The organism is Clostridium sp. CS1-1 (assembly GCF_056135525.1).
In genome coordinates this window covers 4,372,947-4,390,207 of record NZ_CM148680.1, presented here as the reverse complement: position 1 = coordinate 4,390,207, position 17,261 = coordinate 4,372,947, and the positions used below count along the sequence as shown (strand labels likewise).

Sequence of the window (17,261 nt, the reverse complement as noted above, 5' to 3'; positions counted from 1 at the left end):
ATCTATATTTATTTAAAATATGAACACTTATGTTAAGTTGATAATAGTATATATTATGTAAATTTAATGAATATACTTTGTAGTATTTAGTATAAAATTTATATCTTATTGGAGAAAAAATATGCCTGAATTACTAATACCAAAAGTATCTAACTAGTTATAAGCGTATTTTGAAAGTTATGGAAAACTTGTATAGAGAGTGTGATTAAATATGAAAAAAGCATTAATAACAGGTATAACTGGACAAGATGGCTCTTATTTAACTGAGTTTTTGTTGAGTAAGAATTATGAGATTCATGGGATTATAAGGAGAACAAGTAGTTTTAATACTAAAAGAATAGATCATTTATTTGAAAATCCTGAAATAGGAAATAAAAAATTATTTCTTCATTACGGAGATTTAATAGATTCAAGCAATTTGAACAGGATATTAGAAAAAATTCAACCAGATGAAATATATAATTTAGCAGCACAAAGTCATGTTCAAGTATCCTTTGAAGTTCCAGAATATACAGCGGACACAAATGCTATTGGAACGCTTAGAATACTTGATGCTATAAAAGAAAGTGGTTTATATTGTAAGTTTTATCAGGCATCTACCTCTGAACTTTTTGGTGGCTTGGTGGACACTGCACCACAAAATGAAAAAACACCATTTTATCCCCGAAGCCCTTATTCGGTAGCAAAACAATATGCTTATTGGATTACAGTTAACTATAGAGAGGCTTATGACCTATTCGCATGTAATGGTATTCTATTTAACCATGAATCACCAAGAAGAGGAGAAACCTTTGTTACAAGAAAAATTACGAGGGCAATAGCTAATATAGTAATAGGAAAACAAGAAAAGCTTTCTTTAGGAAATATTGATGCTAAAAGGGATTGGGGATATGCAGGAGATTATGTTGAAGCTATGTGGTTAATGCTTCAGCAAATTAAACCTAGAGATTATGTAATTGCTACAGGTGAAGCCCATACAGTGAGGGAATTTGTGGAATTAGCCTTTAAAGAAGTTGGAGTAGAAATAGAGTGGAAAGAAAATGGTATAGATGAAAAGGGAATTGATAAGAAAACAGGAAAAATTCTTATTGATATAGATCAAAGATACTTCAGACCTACTGAGGTCGATCTTCTGCTTGGAGATCCATCTAAAGCAGAAAAGGAACTGGGGTGGAAAAGAAAAGTAGATTTTAAATCATTGGTGAATATGATGATAGAATCAGATTTAAAAGAGATAGCAGGAATAAACTTAAGTGAGTATTTATCACGTCATTAGATAACTTTATAGGGTAAAGTTTTTCAAAGTTTTTATAGATTAGCAGTGATAAATTAAGTTATCCGTTTGCTGACCATTAAAGGTTATATTTTAGAATATAAAAGTGACAAGTAAGCAATTATTAAAGAGGAGTATGTTAATGGAGAAAGATAGTAAAATCTACGTTGCAGGACATAGAGGACTTGTAGGTTCAGCTATAGTTAGAAGTTTAAAGGCTAAAGGATATGAAAGTATAATTGGGAAAGGTCACAATGAATTAGACCTAACAAATGCTGAGGAGGTAAGAGAGTTTTTTAGAAAAGAAAAACCTGAATATATTTTTTTAGCAGCAGCCAAGGTTGGCGGTATTAATGCTAATAATAAGTCTCCAGCAGATTTTATTTATGAAAATCTAATGATAGAGTGCAATGTAATAAAGGCAGCGCATGATTTTAAAGTTAAAAAGATTATGTTTTTAGGAAGTTCATGTATATACCCTAAGATGTGTCCGCAGCCAATAAAGGAAGAATATTTGCTATCTGGATATCTTGAACAGACAAATGAGGGCTATGCACTTGCCAAAATATCAGGATTGAAAATGTGTCAGTTTTTTAAGAGACAATATGGAGACAATTTTATAAGTGTTATGCCAACCAACCTTTATGGCCCTAATGACAACTTTGACTTGCAAACATCTCATGTAATGCCAGCTCTTATAAGAAAATTTCATGAAGCTAAGAAAGATAATAAACCTTATGTAGAGATATGGGGTACAGGTAAGCCTCTTCGAGAATTTTTACACGTATACGATATGGCTGATGCTTGTGTTTATCTCATGGAGAATTACAATGGCGAGGAACATGTAAATATTGGAACAGGAAGAGAAGTTACAATAAAAGAACTGGCAGAAGTAATTGCAAATATAGTTGGATATGAAGGGGAATTAAGATTTGATGAAAGTAAACCAGATGGGACACCTAGAAAATTGCTAGATGTTAATAAATTAAGTAATCTTGGGTGGAAATACAAAATAGATTTGGAAGAAGGAATAAAGCAAGTGTATGAATGGTTTACTCAAAATTATTAAAAAATTGGTAAGGAGAGAAATACAAATGATTATAGTGTCATTAGTAGGGGGATTAGGAAATCAGCTTTTTCAATATGCCCTAGGAAGAAAATTATCTATAGCAAGTCAAATACCTGTCAAGTTAGATGGTTCTTCATATGTTCCCCAAAATCATAGAAAGTACTGTCTAAAATATTTTAATATAATAGAAAATATAGCAGATGAGAAAGAAATAGATAGAGTAAAAAGAAATTTTTACGTATATGAAAAACATTTTCATTTTGATAAAGATATATTAGATCTACAAGGAGATGTGTATTTGCAAGGTTACTGGCAAAGTGAGAAATATTTTAAGGATATTGAAAATGTTATAAGACAAGAATTTACACTGAAAAATAAATCAGATGCATTAAATATGGAAATGGTTAATAAAATTCAAAGCTGTAACTCTGTAAGCTTACACATTAGACGAGGAGATTATTTAAATATACCAAACTCTATAATCAGGGAACTTTATTCTTTAGAATATTATCATAACGCTGTAAATAAAATTTCAAGTTTGATAGAGCAGCCCCAGTTCTTTATTTTTTCTGATGACATAGAGTGGGCAAAACGAAATCTTAAACTAAAATACAAAGTAATCTTTGTTGACATTAATGATACTGATAAGAACTATGAAGATTTGAATTTAATGAGTTTATGTAAACATCATATAATAGCTAATAGCACTTTTAGCTGGTGGGGAGCATGGCTTGGAAAAAATAGTAGTAGGATTATAATTGCACCTAAAAATTGGTTTAATAATAAAAATACGAATACTTCAGACTTAATACCAGAATCATGGATAAGAATTTAATGTAATAAGTCACTGAAGTTATCAGTGATTTACTGGAAAGAGATTTTTATCCATACTTTACAATTTAACAATTCTCTTTTTATAAGAAGTTTAAAACACATTTTTAATGAATGTGAATATATTGAAATAAAAATATGAAAGGATGCCTTACTATGCTTGATGAAAGAATTTCAGTACTCATACCTTTTAAATCTGATGGGGGGTGCCGTGAGAAAAACTGGCAGTGGATAAAAAGAAGATATAGTGCTTTGTTACCTAATGCCGAAATATGTATAGGTGATTCAGATATAGATCCATTTTGCAGGTCAGCAGCTATAAATAATGCTGCAAAGAGAGCCACTAGAGAGATATTTATGATTGCTGATGCAGATATATCATTTGATGTAAAACAAATGGAGCTAGGAATTGAAACACTAAAAAATTATGTTTGGGTATTGCCATTCACTTATTCGAAGTTTTTAACACCAGATCAAACAACATGGCTATTAAATCAAGAGCCATCTCTTACTATGTCTGATGTCGATTTTGATGGATGTCATATTTGTACTGGTATAAATAGTCAAATAGTTATAGTTCCTAGGCAATGCTTCGAAAAAGTTGGAGGATTTGATGAGCGTTTTAAAGGATGGGGATGTGAAGATGATGCATTTTCAATGGCTATGTATAAGCACTGTGGTGTAAATGCACGACTAGATGGATTTAGCGTATGGCATTTACATCATCCTCATGCATCAATGGATAATTACGGAAATAACTTAGATATTTTGAAAAATTTTTATTTAAGTTAGTTTATAAACAAAGAATAATAGAATATTGAAAGATACAAGTAATCCATGAATTTTTCAGAACCTACCATTGTAAAAAGAATATTCCGATAATTCGTGATATTAGTTTGAGGTACTGCATAATAATATTTTAAGACTATAGTAATATGTAAACTTTTAGGGGGATTCGCTTATGAAGATACTACTTTGCGTAAGAGGAGATTATTATAGGAACTTTGCGGGAGATTCTATGCAGATCCTAAAAACAGAAGAGCATCTGAAAAAAATGGGATTAAGTGTAGATATAAATAATGGTGATATAACAGACTACTCTAGTTACGATATAATACATTTATTTAATTTGGCAATGGTAGGAGAAACTTATAAGTATTTTAAAATAGCTAAGTCTTATAAAAAAAATATAGTGTTATCTTCTGTGTATTGGAATTTAAAGAAGTATTATAATCATATTAATGATTTAGAAAGTATTAAGTTATGGGATAGGTGTAAGATATACAGAACAGAAATATTGAAGGGGTGCAAGACTATATATCCTAGCAGTAAAGCCGAAGGAGAACTAATACAAAAAGAATTTGGAAGTTGGGTTCCTTATACTGTAATTTATAATGGTGTAGAAGTAGAAAATGATGATGTGCCGCTTTATAATTTTAAAAATAGATATAATTTGAATAATTATATACTATGCGTTGGTACAATAGATAGAAGAAAAAATCAATTACTTTTATCTAAAGTGTGCAATGACTTGGGAACCCAATTAGTCCTAATTGGAAATATAGGGGATAAAAAATATTTCGACGAGTGTATGAAATTTAAGAATGTAGTATATCTTGGATTTATGGATAGCTATAATGTGTATAATGCCTACAGGTTTGCTAAGCTACATGTATTACCTTCATTTATAGAAGCCCCAGGTTTATCATCGCTAGAAGCTGCAGCAAGTGGATGTAATATAGTATCAACAAGTGAAGGATGTGCTGAAGAATATTTTAATAAAATGTCTTTGTACTGTAATCCTTATGATATAGACAGTGTCTATGAATCAGTTAAACTTGGAATGAAGCAAAATAAAGATTCCAAACTGAAGTCTTACGTTATAGAGAAGTATAACTGGGATAAGTGTATCAAAGTACTTTGTGAAAGTTATTTGAAAATAGGGAAAAATTAATTTTATCTTTGTGCAATACTTTACTTCCAAGAAGAAAATACATTTAAGATAAAATTATACTTTAAAAAGAACAATAATTCTATTAAGCGGAATCATTGTTCTTTTTACTTTAGGAAATGCTCATAGACAAGGTGATAACTGGTTAATTATTTGTAAACATTCATGTTTTTACTATAAGTTTTTATATAAAATGTATTTCCACAAGAAGAGTGAAAAGAAGTTAAAGATAGTAGAAGCATCAATTATACTTAGTTTTAAAATCAGTTTTAAAAGCTAATAATATAATGTATAATAAAGAACGTATCATCAAACATTTGAAGGTAAGAAGGATTATAGATTTTATAAAAATTTAGTATAATAGAAACATATGACTAAAATTAGGAGAGATAAATAATGAAAAAAATAGAACTTTTAGCACCAGCAGGTAGTATGGAAAGCTTATATGCAGCAGTGCAGGCTGGAGCAGATGCAGTATATCTAGGAGGAAATAAGTTTTCAGCTAGAGCATATGCATCAAACTTTGATAATGAAAACATGAGTAAGGCAGTGGAATATTGTCATTTATATAATGTAAAAATCTATGTTACTATAAATACGATTTTGAAAGAAGATGAGATAAAAGAAGCATTAGAATATGCTAAGTTTTTATATAAAATAGGTGTAGATGCGCTTATAATTCAAGATTTGGGATTCGCAAATTTAATAAGAAAAAATCTACCTAACTTTGAGTTACATGCCTCCACTCAGATGACTATACATAATGCTGAGGGAGCTTTATTTTTAAGAGAGATAGGTTTTAAGAGAATAGTCCTTTCTAGGGAACTAGCTTTAAAAGAAATAGCACATATATCTAAGGACTTAGGGGTAGAGACAGAGATATTTGTTCATGGAGCACTCTGTGTTTGTTATTCAGGCCAGTGTCTGATGAGCAGTATGATTGGTGGAAGAAGTGGAAATAGAGGAAGATGTGCACAGTCATGTAGACTTCCTAATACAATTATAGATAAAAAAACTATGACTGAAAGAAAAGGCTATTTATTAAGTCCTAAAGATATTTGCACTATTGAAAATGTAAAAGATATAGTGGAGAGCGGCACTTCTTCCTTAAAAATAGAAGGTAGAATGAAAAGACCAGAATATGTGGCAGGAGTTGTAGAGTCTTATAGAAAGGCAATAGACAATGCTTTAAATATTCAGGTTCTAGGAGAATTAAATAAGAATGAAAACCGAGAGAACTTATTAAGTAAAATAAGCAAAATAAATAAAAACAATAAACTAAATAAAGATAATGATTTTAGTGTAGAAAAGGAAAAGAAAAAACTTCTCCAGCTATTTAATAGGGAAGGCTTTTCTAAGGCATATCTTTATGGTAACGTAGGAAGAGATATGATGGCATATAGCTTTCCTAAAAATACAGGAGTAGAACTGGGTAAGGTACAGAAGGATTTAACCATAGCATTAAAGGAAAATATATCTGTAAAAGATGGGATAAGAAATGGGGAAAATGGCTTTACTGTATCTAAGATAATAAAAAATGGAAAAGAAGTAGAAGAGGCTTTTGGTGGAGATAAAGTAAAGCTATTGCCAGCACAATATAAAAGTGGTGACATGCTTTATAAGACATCTGATGTAAAGTTGTTAAATGAATTAGAAAGTGTTTACAAAAAGCCTTTTGAAAGAAAAATTGAACTAAAGTTATCAGTAGAGTTTAAAGTAGATGAATCAATAGTTTTGATATGTGCCTATGAGGGTGAAGTACTGAAAGTTAAAGGAGATATTGTACAAAAGGCATTAAAAAAGCCTTTAGACAAAGAGAGAATTATAGAAAGCTTAGGAAAGGCTGGAGATACTCCTTTTAAGTTTACAGATATTAATTTTGAAGAGTTTGAAGAAGGATTTTTACCTATATCTGCTTTAAATGAAGTGAGAAGAAATTTAGTAGAAAAGTTAACTAATCATATATTATTTAAAAGAAATAAGAATGAAAGTTCAAAATACAAGTCCGGGGAAAGCAATAAACTTAGTGATGAAAAAATTATGGGTCAATATACTAGCAATATCAATAATACAGCAAAGGTAAATGAAAGGCCATTACCAGAAACTATTGTTTATGTACATAATGAAGAACAATTAAAAGCATTTATAGAATCAGAGTTCAGAACCGTTACAATAAATCCATTTGGACTTTTAGATTTTAGTTACTTAGATAAATTAAAGGATAAAAAGGTATTTATAAAAATACCTAATATAATAAGAACTGAGTTTGAATATTTAATTAATCAGGTTGAAGAAAACTTACAAAAGATAGAAGGAATAATTACAGCTAATTTAGGTGCTATAAGTAAACTTATAGGGAAGACAGATATAATAGGTGATTATAAACTAAATATATTTAACAGTCAGGCTTTGGATTTTTATAAAGACTTTTTAAGTGGAAACTGCTTAAGCGTAGAGCTAAATAAAAAGGAGATAAGAAATATTGTTAAAAATACAAAATTACCTATACAAACATTAGTTTATGGCAAAATTGAACTAATGGTTAGTGAGTATTGTCCAATAGGAAGTACTTTTGGAGGCAAATGTGCCACTAGTAGTTGTAATAATGCTTGTAAAAGAGGAGATTTCGTGCTAAGAGACAGAAAGGGAGAGGAATTTATATTGCAGACTGACAAATTCTGTAGAAGCTACATCTATAATAGTGTACCTATTAACTTAATAGATAATATAAATGAATTTAGAGATATGAATATAAATTCTTTTAGAGTTGATTTTATAGATGAAAATTATGAGGAGACAAAGAAAATTTTACAGGCACTAAGGAATGAAGAGTGGAAAGATGATTTTAGCAAGTTTACGAGAGGACATTACAAAAGAGGAGTGGAATAAATGAACGAAAAATCTTTGAAAATTTTAGAGTTCGGTAAGATTAAGGAAGAACTAAAAAGATATACAGTTACAGCTGCGGGAAAAGATTTAATTGACGAATTAAGACCTTATGAAAATCTATATGAAGCAAGGGAACACTTAGAAGAGACAAAGGAAGCCTTAAGATTACTTGTTACAAAAGGGGCACCTCCTTTTGAGGGAGTTTATGATATTAGAGAAGGTATAAGTAGAGCTGAAAAAAGCTCTTCACTTATGCCTGGTCAGCTTTTAAAAATAGCAGCAATGCTTAGTTCAGCAAGAAGATTTAAGGAATACGTAAGTCATAAGGAAGAAGAGGAAGCATATAGAGTCATTGAAGATATATGTGAAGGAATTGTACCTTTAAAGAAGCTAGAGGATGAAATATTTTTAGCTATAGAAGGTGAAGAGGAAATTTCTGATAGGGCAAGTTCAACACTATACAACATAAGAAGATCATTAAAGGATAAAAATTCATCTGTAAGAGACAAGGTCAATTCACTTATAAGGAGTTATTCAGCTTATCTTCAAGATGCCTTATACACTATGAGGGGAGATAGATATGTGCTTCCAGTAAGAGCGGAACATAAAGGTGCAGTGCCAGGACTTGTACATGATCAAAGTTCTAGTGGAGCCACATTATATATAGAACCAATGAGCCTTGTTAACCTAAATAATGAGATAAAGGAGCTTATGCTTAAAGAAAAAGCTGAGATAGAAAGAATACTTGCTGAACTTTCAAGTAAGGTTCATGAGAACAGAGTAGCAGTTAGAAATAATGGAAATATCATATGGGAATTAGATTTTGTCTTTGCGAAGGCTAAGTATGCAAGTGATACAAATTGTACAGCTCCAGTAATAAATGATGAAGGTATAATAGACATCATAGAGGCAAAGCATCCACTTATAGATAGAAAAATAGCGGTACCAATGAGTATGTACTTAGGAAGAGAGTTTACTTCGTTAGTTATAACAGGACCTAATACAGGAGGAAAAACTGTTACATTAAAAACTGTAGGATTACTTCATATTATGGCCTTAAGTGGACTTATGATTCCAGCTAGGGAACACTCTACTGTAAGCTTCTTCAAGGAGGTATTCGCAGATATTGGAGATGAACAGAGTATTGAACAGAGTCTATCAACATTCTCATCTCATATGACTAATATAGTAAATATAATAGAAAAGGCAGATAAGAAGTCTTTGATATTATTTGATGAACTTGGAGCAGGAACTGACCCTACAGAAGGAGCAGCATTAGCAGTATCGATTCTTGAACATTTGAGAAAAAGGGGGTGTAGAATAGTAGCTACAACTCACTATAGTGAGCTTAAGGCTTATGCATTAAAAACAGAAGAAGTGGAGAATGCATCTGTAGAATTTGATGTTGAAACCCTTAGACCTACTTATAGGCTATTAATTGGAGTTCCGGGTAAATCTAACGCTTTTGAAATATCAAGAAGACTAGGACTACCCGATTTTGTAATCAAGGATGCGAAGGAAAGTATAGCAAGTGAAACTCTTAAATTTGAAGACTTAATTCAAAGTTTACAGGATAAGAGCATTAAGGCAGAAAACTATGCTAGGGAAACGGAAGTTCTAAAGCTTGAAGCAGCAAAGCTTAAAGAAAAGTATGAAGAAAAAATGTATAGCCTTAACAATGCTAGAGAAAAGGCTATAATTGAATCACAAAGAGATGCAAAGAGAATACTAAAAGAAGCAAAAGAAGATGCAGATAAAATAATTAAAGACATGAGAGAATTAGAAAAGATGGGTTATGGTTCTGATGCAAGACAAAAGCTAGAGGAGCAAAGAAGAAGACTTAAAGATAAGCTTGAAAATGCAGAAGAAAAAGCAAATAGAATTAAGGAAGATGATGGCGAGGAACTTAAGAAAGTTAGTGAAGGTCAGGAAGTTTTTTTACCTTCTTTAAATCAAAAGGTTATTGTTCTATCTAAGCCTGATAACAAAGGTGAAGTACAGGTTCAGGCTGGAATTATGAAAATAAATGTTAAGCTTAAAGACTTAAGAGCTTCAAAGGGGCTCTCAAAAGAAGAGAAGAAGATAACAAAAAGAGAGGCAAAACTAAACTTAAGATCTGTTTCAAGTTCTGTGGACTTAAGAGGAATGGACGCTGTGGAAGCTGTTTATACTGTAGATAAGTATTTAGATGATGCATATATGGCAGGACTTGGAGAAGTTAGTGTAATTCATGGAAAAGGAACTGGAGTACTTAGAAATACTATTAATGATATGTTAAAGAGACACGCTCATGTAAAGAGATACAGGCTTGGAGAGTATGGCGAAGGTGGATCTGGGGTTACTGTGGTAGAGCTTAAATAAATAAGAACCATAAGTTAAGGTATCATTGCAGAATTACAGGGGAGGAGTTATGTTATGATAATAGTAAGTGCTTGTTTGTGTGGAATGGATACAAGATATGATGGTAGCAACAATCTGAATGAAAAAGTATTAAAGCTCATAAAAGAAGGCAAGGCGATACCAGTTTGTCCGGAGCAGCTAGGAGGGATGCCTACCCCTAGGCCGCCTCATGAAATTTGCGGAGGTACGGGAGCTGAAGTACTTGACGGTAAAGCAAAGGTTTTAACGAAAGAAGGTAAAGATGGTACAGAGCAGTTTTTAAAAGGTGCTTATGAAACTCTTAAAATAGCTCAAAGTTGTGGTGCTAAAATTGCTATACTTAAAGCGAAAAGTCCTTCTTGTGGTCATGGAAGGATTTATGATGGAAGTTTTAGTGGAACTAAAATAGAGGGGAATGGTGTTACTGCTGAGCTTTTAGAGAGAAATGGTATTAAGGTTTATACTGAGGAAGATAGTTTAGAAAAACTTTAGTTTTTCATATTGAAAAGGTGCTTCATGAGCTGAAGCGCCTAATTTTTTATGCTTATCTCTCTAGATAGTTAGCAACAAGTCTAACAGTAAATAATCTGCAAACCTTCAATGAAAGAAGCCTGTTTTGATTATCATAAACTACAGGCTTCTCATCTACAAAGCAGCAAGGACAAGGTGCAGCGGTAGTTGGAGCAGCAGTTGTTGGTGCCGCAGTATTAGGCGTAGGACAATAATATTTAGCAACTACACCTCCATTTGCTGTGATATTAGGGTAGTTTCCAATAGGAGTATAAGGAACTGATACACTGTTTTAAAAAATAGGAGTGGCACCTGTTATATCAAAAACTAATACATAAAAGGGACCTGTTGAACCAGAAAGAGGTCTAGTCAATACAAAAGCAAATTTTCTATTAGTAAAATTAATGTTATGAAGGAGTACAATTACCAATTTTCTATTGAAATTAAATCGAAATTTTTTGAAGCCCTCAATAATTCATCGTCTGTTGGAGACATTCCCAAATATATACTTCCTTCTCTTAGTGACCTTAATTCCCTCATAATGTATTTATCAGAGTGATATTTCATAACATAGTTACCATAGGTTTCAAATTCACTAAAGCCTGCTCCTTGAATATCTTTTTTGTCAATAGAATACATTATTTTTTCATAAAAATACTTACCCTTTAAGTTTTCATTACTTTCAATTTTTTTGATTAATTCAGTCATTGTTTTTGTATCTATTATCATATGCTCTGCTATAAAGGACTGATTGTTATACTTTTTAATTTCATTGTTGAAGAGCTTTTCAATAGTTATAAAATAAGGTAAATGATACTCAGTCTTCATCGTAAATAAATATTTACTGCTCTTACCATCAAAAAATGAAATAGCATTAAGCGGTATTGTATCAGCATCCCATATAACATAATGATCTTTCTTACATATTGTTGAGTAAGACATCTTAAGAAATTGTTGAAGATACCAACCACTTCGGTTAGTGCTTCCTGCAATATTATACATAATAGATTGAATAGTATTTAATTTCATATCTTGATAAATTTCATCTTCATTAATAAACTCTAGTTTCTCATTAAGTGGAAATGAACTTTTTAAGTCTTTACAACCAATAAAAATAATCTTTTTAGGTGAGAGCATTTTAAAGATATATGGTATATTTTTTATTGCTAAAGACAGATCTTCTTTAGCCACTGGTATAACTACATCAAATGATTTATCATTATCCATTATATTTTACCTCCACTTAAGTCTAATATAGCAAATCTTCATGATTTGTATAGTTACGCTTTATTATATTCTATGTATTGGAGTTTTGTTATGGATTTGTAAAAGGGTACTTTAGTAAAACTAAAGCACCCAATTTAAAAATTAATTCTATCTCTCTAAATAGTTAGCAACAATTCTCACAGTGAAAGTTCGAGCAGGAGGACAAGGATTATCATCAAATACAAAGCAGAATCTACCAGCATTTAAGCTAGGAATACAATTTGGACCATCACCAGTAAATAATCTGCAAGCCTTGATAGAGAGAAGTCTGTTTTGTGAATCATAAACTAATACTCCAACGCTAACACCTTTATTTGGACAAACATTTCTTAGAGTAACATTTACATCTAAGAACCTACCTGTGCAGTTTAAAGTTATATTATCGAAGGTTTCTGATTTTTCTAATTCACATTTAGCATATACTACAGGCTTTTCATCTACAAAGCAGCAAGGACAAGGTGTTGGAGTCGGTGCGGCAGTAGTTGGAGCAGCGGTAGTTGGAGCCGCAGTAGTCGGAGCTGCAGTAGTTGGAGCAGCAGTAGTTGGAGCAGCGGTAGTTGGAGCCGCAGTAGTCGGAGCTGCAGTTGTTGGTGCAGCAGTAGTTGGAGCAGCGGTAGTTGGTGCGGCAGTAGTTGGAGCAGCGGTAGTTGGAGCCGCAGTAGTCGGAGCTGCAGTTGTTGGTGCAGCAGTTGTTGGTGCAGCAGTAGTTGGAGCAGCAGTAGTTGGTGCAGCTGTTGTTGGTGCAGCAGTAGTCGGAGCAGCTGTCGTTGGAGCAGCAGTAGTCGGAGCAGCAGTAGTTGGTGCTGCTGTAGTTGGTGCTGCTGTAGTTGGTGCTGCTGTAGTTGGTGCTGCTGTAGTTGGTGCTGCTGTAGTTGGAGCAGCAGTAGTTGGTGCGGCAGTAGTTGGAGCAGCAGTAGTCGGAGCTGCAGTTGTTGGTGCAGCAGTAGTTGGAGCAGCGGTAGTTGGTGCGGCAGTAGTTGGAGCTGCTGTAGTTGGAGCAGCAGTAGTCGGAGCAGCTGTTGTTGGTGCAGCAGTAGTAGGTGTTGTTACTGGAGTACAGCTTGGCCCTGTTATAAGTCCATTAGCACAAGTTTGACCTCCACCAGCGTGTACAGCTACATTGACACTATCAGCTTGTTCAAAACATCCCACTAAGGTGAAGGTGTAAAGCCCTTCAACAATATTAGCAGGAGGAGTATCAGGGTAATGCCACTTAATTCCGTTTAGGGCTCCAAGATTATCTAAACACGGGTTAAGGCTGCCTTGTCCAGTAAATATTTCGATATCATCACTAGGTGAAGTAGGTGGAGTAGTAGTAGATACTACATGGTTAGGACAAAGTTCAAGGGACCAACTGCTTATATTACGTTTAGGGTCGGATATAGCAACACTGTAAGTCCAAGTTTGAGTATTATCTGAATTACAATCCTTACCAATAAAAGTTATTGTATATCCAGCAAGTGTAACACTATTTGCCATATAAACATCTCCTCTATAAAAGTTTCTCAAAGTTTTATTAATTATATATCGTACTTTTAAATATAATCTTGCCGGGGGTATTAATATTGAATTATAAATACCCCGGGGGTGTTGTGTTGAATATCTACAGTATATAATATTCTAAAGGTAGTTAGGTGTTACAAAGATGTAGATAAAAGTCTGAGGCATTAAGCCTCAGACCCTCAAATATTATATTAATTTTAAATGTTTATCTTTCTAGATAATTAGCAACAATCCTTACAGTAAGAGTACGAGCTAGAGGACAAGGTTCATCATCAAATACAAAGCAGAATCTACCAGCATTTAGATTTGGTATACAATTTGGACCATCACCAGTAAATAATCTACAAGCTTTTATAGAAAGAAGTCTATTTTGTGTATCATAAACTAATGCTCCTACACTAACTAGCTTGTTTGGACAAACATTTCTTAAGGCAATATTTACATCTAAGAATCTACCTGTGCAGTTTAAGGTTATATTATTGAAGTTTTCTGTTTTTTCTAATTCACACTTAGCATATACTACGGCCTTTTCATCTACAAAGCAGCAAGGGCAAGGTGTTGGGGTTGGAGCCGCAGTCGTTGGTGCAGCAGTAGTTGGTGCAGCAGTAGTTGGTGCAGCAGTAGTTGGTGCAGCAGTAGTCGGTGCAGCAGTAGTCGGTGCAGCAGTAGTTGGAGCCGCAGTCGTTGGTGCAGCAGTAGTTGGAGCCGTAGTCGTTGGTGCAGCAGTAGTCGGAGCAGCAGTAGTTGGAGCAGCTGTTGTTGGTGCCGCAGTAGTTGGAGCTGCAGTAGTTGGAGCCGCAGTAGTTGGAGCTGCAGTAGTTGGTGCTGCAGTAGTCGGAGCTGCAGTGGTCGGTGCTGCAGTAGTTGGAGCCGCAGTAGTCGGAGCTGCAGTAGTTGGAACCGCAGTAGTCGGAGCCGCAGTAGTCGGAGCTGCAGTCGTTGGAGCAGCGGTAGTTGGAGCTGCAGTGGTCGGAGCCGCAGTAGTTGGAGCAGCGGTAGTTGGAGCTGCAGTAGTCGGAGCCGCTGTAGTTGGAGTAGGTACACATTCTGTTTGAATAAAGAATACATCTGGATTTTGATTTCCATTCAAAACACTGCGATTATCTCCCCAACCATGGTATAATGCATTTCCAGGGCCAGCGATCAGCTGATTATAGTCACCCATATAACAACCTGCAACAATTGTATCGAAGTTAGGATTAGTAATTGGTACTGGTGAAGATACTGTACTTACTTGACTTTCTGCGCTTAGGCCATCTGTAATAGAAAAGCTCTTCTTAAATAAGGCAAAGTTTCCATTACCAACTCCACCTACATTGGATGGATCAATAAAGCGACTGTAGTGTATATGAGCTCTATCACATTGAAAGGCCACTGATGGAAAAAACTCATGGGTAGTAGAGTTAGTAACCGGAATTGTAGTCCAATTATTGCCACCATCCGTACTGTAAGCCAAAGATATATTAATATTTGGATTTACTTGAGTAGTACCGGAATTCCAAACCACGTAAAGTGTGTTATCTGATGCTACAGTAGCATGAGGAAAATCATTCATTCTAATAGATCTTTGTCCATCGGGGTCAACTGAAATAGCATATTGATCACAAGATACATTATTAGCTGCTACAAAGAAAGGGCCGGAAACTAATATAGGAGAAGTAAAGTTAGCTCCGCCATCTGTTGATTTGACCATATAAATATATCTATTAAAATTATTAAAATCAACTTGTTCATAAAACACATATATATTACCATTACTGTCCACTACCGGGAAGGAACCATGAACATAGGTAGATAAAGGATCCAATGTGGTGTGTGCAATTGCCTTGCTTTCGATTAATGGCGTTGGGCTTGCGCCAGTAGTAAATTTAGAAAAGTTGATTGTGCTAAGTTCGGGTATATAATCAGGTAAGATATCAGTCCAAGTAATATATAGTGCCTGTGACCCAGATTGACTTTTATTAACACCAACTGTTATCCATTCCTTATCTTGAAATCCATCTGGGCGGTTCTGTCCTGTTCCTACTACAATAGGATTATTGAATTGAAGAGTTCTATTAGTATTATCAACTTGGGCTGTATTGACAATTATTACAGATTCACCTTCTGTAGTTGTTCCAAGGTGTCCATAATAGAAAGTGCCATCACTATCTACAGCTATAACTGGGTCACCACCATTATCAGATAAATTTGGTCCTTTAGGCACGGAACCGCAGTCACTCCAAGTAGTTCCATTATCACTTGAAAATGCATAGCCCGAAAATTGTCCAAGAGTAAGAGAATCATTGGAATCATTAAATCCCAAAAGAATATAATCACCAAAGTAGGCTAAGCTTGATTCACTTTGAGTTATATGCGGGTAATTATTAATATCTGGCAGCGATGAATTGACCTGCCTTTCACCAGGCAGACCAGATCCAGAATTTCCATTTCCGCATCCTACAGCGTTAGGGGATATTTCCAAGATAGTTTTTTTCTCGCTTAAAGCCGTTGTTTTAATGGCACGTGAGTTATGAACGATAACTTTACCTAGAAGTTTACCAGAAAGTTTTTGGGGGTTAGCAATAATATCTAACAATTTGTTCACTCCTTTTTTACTGGGTATAACCATTTTTTATCCTTGATTATCCGCAATAATACTTTTAGTTCTTTAAAATGCACGTCATTAGCGGATAGAATGTAGATCAATTATTCATCTATCAGGACATTTTCTTTGAGACTTAGCTGACGCACATAGTATAATATATGTATTGTCGCAGAGAATTGTTAATTACGAAAATAATATCTATGTAATGTTTATTTAAGTTAATAGATGAAAAACTAAAGCTTGGTGCACAAGAATTATAATTCATATGTATCAAGCCTTAGTCTATTAATCCAAAATAAGTATTTCTAATCTTTAGATGAAATTAAGATCATGTCATAAGTTAAGATTCTATTTATCTTTCTAAGTAGTTAGCAACAATTCTAACAGTAAGAGTACGAGCTGGAGGACAAGAGTCATCATCAAATACAAAGCAGAACTTACCTGCATTCAAAATTGGTATACAGTTAGGACCATCACCAGTAAATAATTTGCAAACTTTTAAGGATAGTAGGTTATTGCCTTCGTAAACTAGTACTCCGACGCTAATATGCTTATTTGGACAAACATTTCTTAAGGTAACATTTACATCCAATAATCTACCTGTGCAGTTTAAGGTTATATTATTGAAGTTTTCTATTTTTTCTAATTCACATTTATCATATACAACAGGTTTTTGGTCCACGAAGCAACATTGGCAAGGTGCTGATGTAGGAGCAGCGGTAGTTGGAGTAGCCGTTGTTGGAGGTAGAGTCGTCGGTCTAGCAGTAGTTGGTGTAGCAGTAGTCGGTTTAGCGGTAGTTGGAATTGAAGTTGTTGGTTTAGGAGTAGTTGGTCTGTAGGTTGTTGGTCTAGCAGTGGTTGGACAGTGGCAGTCTAGAGAAATGTCTTCGTCATTAAAGTCTTCATACAAAGGAGAATTAAGGCTTATTATCTTATCATCTTCATTCATAATTAATTATCCCTTCCTTTAGCTTTATAATAATGTATTAGACAATAAAAATTG

The 17,261-nt window shown here is 33.9% G+C and carries 13 protein-coding genes; 10 read left to right on the top strand and 3 right to left on the bottom strand.

Annotation, left to right across the window (positions count from 1 at the left end):
• Positions 1-211 precede the first annotated feature (211 nt).
• The 8 genes from gmd (at position 212) to AC0N0V_RS20735 (ending at position 10,884) form a co-directional block, all read left to right on the top strand.
• Positions 212-1,276, top strand: a complete 1,065-nt coding sequence (gmd, locus tag AC0N0V_RS20770; protein ID WP_474460749.1) for a GDP-mannose 4,6-dehydratase — start codon at positions 212-214, stop codon at positions 1,274-1,276.
• Between the two features lie 139 nt (positions 1,277-1,415).
• Positions 1,416-2,342 carry a GDP-L-fucose synthase gene (gene fcl, locus AC0N0V_RS20765; RefSeq protein WP_474460747.1) on the top strand — a complete coding sequence of 309 codons (927 nt, stop codon included), beginning with the start codon at positions 1,416-1,418 and terminating at the stop codon, positions 2,340-2,342.
• A complete protein-coding gene (locus AC0N0V_RS20760; protein WP_474460746.1) occupies positions 2,317-3,177 on the top strand; it encodes an alpha-1,2-fucosyltransferase in 861 nt (286 codons plus the stop codon). Before fcl ends, AC0N0V_RS20760 begins: the two co-directional genes overlap by 26 nt.
• A 134-nt stretch (positions 3,178-3,311) precedes the next feature.
• Positions 3,312-3,965 (top strand): glycosyltransferase family 2 protein, encoded by a 654-nt coding sequence (locus AC0N0V_RS20755; protein WP_474460744.1) that lies wholly within the window; start codon positions 3,312-3,314, stop codon positions 3,963-3,965.
• A 169-nt stretch (positions 3,966-4,134) separates the two neighbouring features.
• Complete coding sequence (locus AC0N0V_RS20750) at positions 4,135-5,127, top strand: glycosyltransferase (RefSeq protein WP_474460742.1); 993 nt, start codon at positions 4,135-4,137, stop codon at positions 5,125-5,127.
• Positions 5,128-5,520: 393 nt separating this feature from the next.
• The gene (locus AC0N0V_RS20745; protein WP_474460740.1) at positions 5,521-8,013 is read left to right on the top strand and encodes a U32 family peptidase; all 2,493 of its coding nucleotides are present in this window, start codon (positions 5,521-5,523) and stop codon (positions 8,011-8,013) included.
• Positions 8,014-10,374: an endonuclease MutS2 gene (locus tag AC0N0V_RS20740; RefSeq protein ID WP_474460737.1), complete on the top strand. Its 2,361-nt coding sequence runs from the start codon at positions 8,014-8,016 to the stop codon at positions 10,372-10,374.
• A gap of 54 nt (positions 10,375-10,428) precedes the next feature.
• The gene (locus AC0N0V_RS20735) at positions 10,429-10,884 is read left to right on the top strand and encodes a 2-thiouracil desulfurase family protein (RefSeq protein WP_474460735.1); all 456 of its coding nucleotides are present in this window, start codon (positions 10,429-10,431) and stop codon (positions 10,882-10,884) included.
• A 441-nt stretch (positions 10,885-11,325) separates the two neighbouring features.
• Here AC0N0V_RS20735 and AC0N0V_RS20730 read toward each other — a convergent pair whose 3' ends face one another.
• On the bottom strand, positions 11,326-12,129 hold the full coding sequence (locus tag AC0N0V_RS20730) for a DUF6492 family protein (RefSeq protein ID WP_474460733.1): 804 nt from the start codon (positions 12,127-12,129) through the stop codon (positions 11,326-11,328).
• 181 nt (positions 12,130-12,310) lie between these two features.
• Here AC0N0V_RS20730 and AC0N0V_RS20725 point away from each other — a divergent pair, with 181 nt between their 5' ends.
• Complete coding sequence (locus AC0N0V_RS20725) at positions 12,311-12,454, top strand: hypothetical protein (RefSeq protein WP_474460731.1); 144 nt, start codon at positions 12,311-12,313, stop codon at positions 12,452-12,454.
• 75 nt (positions 12,455-12,529) lie between these two features.
• Positions 12,530-13,264: a hypothetical protein gene (locus AC0N0V_RS20720; RefSeq protein ID WP_474460729.1), complete on the top strand. Its 735-nt coding sequence runs from the start codon at positions 12,530-12,532 to the stop codon at positions 13,262-13,264.
• 612 nt (positions 13,265-13,876) lie between these two features.
• Here AC0N0V_RS20720 and AC0N0V_RS20715 read toward each other — a convergent pair.
• Positions 13,877-16,249 carry a sialidase family protein gene (locus tag AC0N0V_RS20715; protein ID WP_474460728.1) on the bottom strand — a complete coding sequence of 791 codons (2,373 nt, stop codon included), beginning with the start codon at positions 16,247-16,249 and terminating at the stop codon, positions 13,877-13,879.
• Positions 16,250-16,610: 361 nt separating this feature from the next.
• The gene (locus tag AC0N0V_RS20710) at positions 16,611-17,207 is read right to left on the bottom strand and encodes a hypothetical protein (protein WP_474460726.1); all 597 of its coding nucleotides are present in this window, start codon (positions 17,205-17,207) and stop codon (positions 16,611-16,613) included.
• Between the last annotated feature and the right edge of the window lie 54 nt (positions 17,208-17,261).